At 67.5% G+C, this 4,011-nt stretch carries 4 protein-coding genes and 1 pseudogene; 4 read left to right on the top strand and 1 reads right to left on the bottom strand.

The window, feature by feature from the left end; translation table 11 throughout:
• From LO50_RS25665 to LO50_RS19110, 4 genes and pseudogenes are all read left to right on the top strand, one after another.
• A pseudogene (locus LO50_RS25665) lies at positions 1-156 on the top strand (type II secretion system protein GspJ); the annotation flags it as partial.
• Entirely contained in the window at positions 153-1,151 is a 999-nt protein-coding gene (gspK, locus tag LO50_RS19120) for a type II secretion system minor pseudopilin GspK (protein ID WP_044316016.1), read from the top strand. The pseudogene LO50_RS25665 and the gene gspK, both read left to right, overlap by 4 nt.
• 3 nt (positions 1,152-1,154) lie before the next feature.
• Positions 1,155-2,288 carry a type II secretion system protein GspL gene (gene gspL, locus LO50_RS19115; protein ID WP_044316015.1) on the top strand — a complete coding sequence of 378 codons (1,134 nt, stop codon included), beginning with the start codon at positions 1,155-1,157 and terminating at the stop codon, positions 2,286-2,288.
• Complete coding sequence (locus LO50_RS19110) at positions 2,288-2,803, top strand: type II secretion system protein M (RefSeq protein WP_044316014.1); 516 nt, start codon at positions 2,288-2,290, stop codon at positions 2,801-2,803. Before gspL ends, LO50_RS19110 begins: the two co-directional genes overlap by 1 nt.
• A gap of 56 nt (positions 2,804-2,859) precedes the next feature.
• Here the strand turns inward: LO50_RS19110 and LO50_RS19105 are convergent.
• Positions 2,860-4,011: HDOD domain-containing protein (locus LO50_RS19105; protein WP_044316013.1), on the bottom strand; the 1,152-nt coding region annotated here is incomplete at its 5' end.

The raw sequence follows: 4,011 nt of genomic DNA, 5'->3' as shown, positions 1-4,011 counted from the left end.
CTGCCGATCGCCCTGGAGCTGAATATCGAGCACGCCCGCTACGGCCGTATCACCCGTCTGCTGCGCCTGCCCGACGCCGTCGAGCAGGCGACGCAGCAGGCGCTTCCCGGCGCCGAGGGCGTGCCCGAGCCGTTCGAAGGGGAGCTGCCGCAATGAAGCACCAGCGCGGCGTAGCCCTGATCACCGTGCTGCTGGTGGTGGCCATCGTCACCGTGGTCAGCGCGGCAATGGTGGCGCGTCAGCAGCTCAGCATTCGTGCCAGCAGCAACCAGCTGCAGGCACGCCAGGCCTGGCACTACGCGCTGGGCGGCGAAGCGCTGGCCCAGGCCATGCTCGCTCGCGATCTGCGGGCTGGCGCGACGGGCGAGACGGGCGAGACAGGCGCCAATGGTGAGGCCGCGGCCGTCGATCATCTGCTCGAGCCCTGGGCGCAGCCGCTGCCGGCGTTCGAGATCGATCAGGGCGAGATCCTCGTGCGTATCGAGGATCTCGCCGGCCGCTTCAACCTCAACGACCTGCTGCGCGACCAGCAGCCTAACCCCGCCGCGGTCGAGCAGTTCCGCCGGCTGCTGCTGCGTCTGCAGATCAGCGCGCCCTATGCCGAGCGCCTGCTCGACTGGATTGATCCCGACCAGCAGCCGAGCGGTGAGCTGGGTGCCGAAGACAACGCCTATCTCGGCCTCGATACGCCCTATCGCAGCGCCGGTCGCCGGCTCCACGACCTGTCCGAACTGCGCCTGCTGCTGGACATGCGCGAAGAGGATTTCCAGCGCCTGGCGCCCTATGTCGTCGCGTTGCCGCCCAACGTGCCGCTGAACGTCAACACGGCGAGCGCGATGGTGCTTTCCAGCCTGAGCGACAACATCAGCCTTGGCGCGGCCGAGTCGCTGGTCGAGCTGCGCCGCGCCGCGCCGTTTCGCAACAGCGCGGCATTCCTCGCGCAGCCGGCGCTGGCCGGGACTACGCTGCAGGGCACTGCGCTGGCGGTTGGCAGTCAATTCTTCCAGGCCACCAGTGAAGTTCGCCTGGGCGACCGCCGGCTGGCGCTGGTCAGCCTGTTGCAACGTGAGCAGGACGGCAGCGTCCGCGTGCTCGCGCGAAATCTCGGTCAGCCTGCCCGGCAGACCCTCCCATCCGACGGAGAACGCTAGACCATGGATTGCCTGTTTCTGCCCGCCGACAGTCCGGCCCGGCTCGATGCCGAGACCCGCGTCTACTGGCTGCCAAAGGACGAACCCGGCCGCTGGCAGCCACTGGGCGAATGCGCCGCAGGCAATGGCGCGATCAGCCTGATCCTGCCGGCGGAAGTCTGCAGCTTTTTCGCCGTCACCCTGCCGACGCGCAAGGCGCGCTGGATGCAGCAGGCGCTGGCCTACGCCGCCGAGGAACTGCTGGCGGAAAACGTCGACGATCTGCATCTGGCCCTCGGCGAAGCACTGCCGGACGGCCGCCTGCGGGTCGTAGCGATCCGCCGCCAGCTGCTGGATGACTGGCTTGGCCAGTTGCGCGAGCTGGGCCTGCTGATCGTGGCGATTCATGTCGACGCCGATCTGTTGCCGCGGGAGGGCACGCAGCTGTTGTTTATCGGTGAGCGTGGCCTGCTCGGCGGCGTCGGCGAAACGCGCCTGGCCTTCGCCACCGAGGATTGGCCGCAGCTGTCCGGCCTCTGCCCGGAGCCCTGGCATGCCCAGGGCAGTGAAAGCGAGCCGCCTCTGGCGCTCGACGACTACCGGCAGGTGGACGATCCCTATGCGTTTCTCGGTTCGCAGCGCGCGGCAGCGATCAACCTTGCCCAGGGTGACTTCGCCGTGGAGGTTGGCAATACCGGCCTCGGTTACTGGAAACCGCTATTCGCCGTGGCCGGCCTGATCCTGCTGGTGCAGCTGGGCTTCAACCTGAGTCAGGCCTGGTATTTCCAGCGCCAGGGCGATGCCTACGCCGAGGCCAGTCTGGCGCTGTATCGCGAGCTGTTTCCCGAGGACATCCGCATCGTCAACATGCGCGCGCAGTTCGATGAACATCTGGCCCGCGGCAGCGGTGGCCAGGCGGGCTTTCTGCGCCTGCTCGACCACGCCGCCGCGGCACTGGAGGACGGCATTCCGGTGACCATCGGCCAGCTCGACTACAACCAGGATCGCGGCGATCTGGCGCTGCAGGTGCAGGCCATGGACTTTCCCACGCTGGAAACATTGCGCCAACGCCTGGGTGACACCGGTCAGAGCGTGCAGCTGGGCTCGGCCAGTCGAGAAGGCGATGGCGTCAGCGCGCGCGTGGTGATCGGAGGCTGATGATGAATCTCAAGCAACAACTGGCCGTGCGCCTCGCCGATTCGCCGCTGTGGCAGCGCTGGCAGCGCCTGGCGCCCCGCGAGCGCACCTCGCTGAGCCTGCTCGGCGCCTTTCTGCTCGCCGTGCTGTTCTATCTCTGGCTGTGGCTGCCGGCGCAACGCCAGGCCGCCGACGCTCGCGCGTATTACCAGGCGCAGCGCGAACTGCATGCCTACATGGAGCAGAACACCGAACTGGCGCGGCAGATGGAGCGCAGCGCCCAGGTCGAGCTGGCGCCGGAGCAGCTGCAGGGGGCGATCACCGAAAGCGCGCAGCAGGGCAACCTGCGAATCGAGAGCTTCGACAATGGCAGCGACGGCAGCGTGCAGGTGAGCCTGCCGGGGGCATCGTACGCATTGCTGTTGCGCTGGTTCGACACCCTGCAGGCGCAGGGCGTGAGCATTGCTGACGTCAGCCTGGAGCGCGCCGGTGAAGGGCTGGTGAATGCGCGGGTGAGCTTTCGCGCGGGGAGTTGATGGCGCCCTGATCCATCGCCGGGCCTGCGCGAGCACAGACCCGGCGGCGCGGGCTGTCAGTGTGGCGAGTTGAACTGCATCGCCAGGGCGCGCAAGGCGGCTTCAGCGGCGAGTACCTTGGCAATCGCGTCGTTGGCCTTCTCGCGGGTGATACCCAGGCGATCGAACAGCTGCTGCGGCACCTCGGCATCCGGCCCGCTGCCGATGCCGCGGTTGCGCAGCATGCGTACCGCCAGGCAGACCAGGTTCGGATAGGCCGCATCTTCGCCGTCATAGCCGGGGTCGTTCTGGAAACGCAAGGCGGCCGCCAGTTCCTCGGGCATGCCCCACAGACGCATCAGCCAGGCACCGATCTGCTCGCGGGTGATACCCAGCAGATGCTGCTCGACGTGACTGTGCGACAGGTGCGGGTTGGCTTCCAGGTGCCGGCAGATCAGCGAAAAATGCGGTGGAAAGACGTGCGCCAGTACCAGATAGCCGAAGTTGTGCAGCAGTCCGGCGAGGTAGCTCAGGCCGGGTTCCGGGCGCTGTTCGCGGGGGATCGCACGGGTCAGTCCCTCGATGACCGCGGCTGTATAGATCGCCTGTTGCCAGTAGGGTGTGGCGTCCTGCGGCTTGTCGTTCGGCAGGCTGATGGTCTTGCCCAGCGCTAGACCAAGGGCCAGGTTGATCACCAGGTCGAAGCCGAGCACGCGGACGATGGCGTCTTCCACCGAGCGGATGCGCCCGGGAGCGGCGTAGTAGGGCGAGGCCGCCCAGCTGATCACCTGCGCCGCCAATGCCGGGTCGGTTTCCACCACGCCGGTGATGTCGTCGACCGTGGCGTCGGGGTTGACCCGCAGCTTGATGATTTTCTGCGCCGTATGCGGCAGCGGCGGAATCTCGATGGTTTCTTCCAGACGCTTCTGGATGCGTCGCGCGGTGAAACTCTGCACCGCCTGACTGATCTCGGCGCGGTCGTCGTCCGGGCGGTCCAGGTTCGGCCGGATGCTGCTCAGCGGTACGGCGAAACTACCGGCCGTGGCCTTGCTCAGCAGACGCTTGAAGTCGCCACTGCTGACCTCCACCAGCAGGCCAGGCTGGCCGGATTCAACCAGTAGCCGTGGCTGCTGCATCAGGCACTCTTCGTACAGGCAGGGCGAGCTGGTCAGTGGCGGCAGGCCGGGCAGGCGGCTCAACTCGTGCTTGGCGAGCATGCGCGCCAGCCG

It is taken from the genome of Stutzerimonas stutzeri (genome assembly GCF_000935215.1).
Classification (GTDB): Bacteria; Pseudomonadota; Gammaproteobacteria; order Pseudomonadales; family Pseudomonadaceae; genus Stutzerimonas.
Note: the sequence above shows the minus strand (reverse complement) of the source record. Positions and strands in the feature narration are given on the sequence as shown.

Coding starts and splice junctions, on each gene's coding strand:
- gspK (WP_044316016.1), top strand. CDS start 153: ATGAAGCACCAGCGCGGCGTAGCCCTGATCACCGTGCTGCTGGTGGTG.
- gspL (WP_044316015.1), top strand. CDS start 1,155: ATGGATTGCCTGTTTCTGCCCGCCGACAGTCCGGCCCGGCTCGATGCC.
- LO50_RS19110 (WP_044316014.1), top strand. CDS start 2,288: ATGATGAATCTCAAGCAACAACTGGCCGTGCGCCTCGCCGATTCGCCG.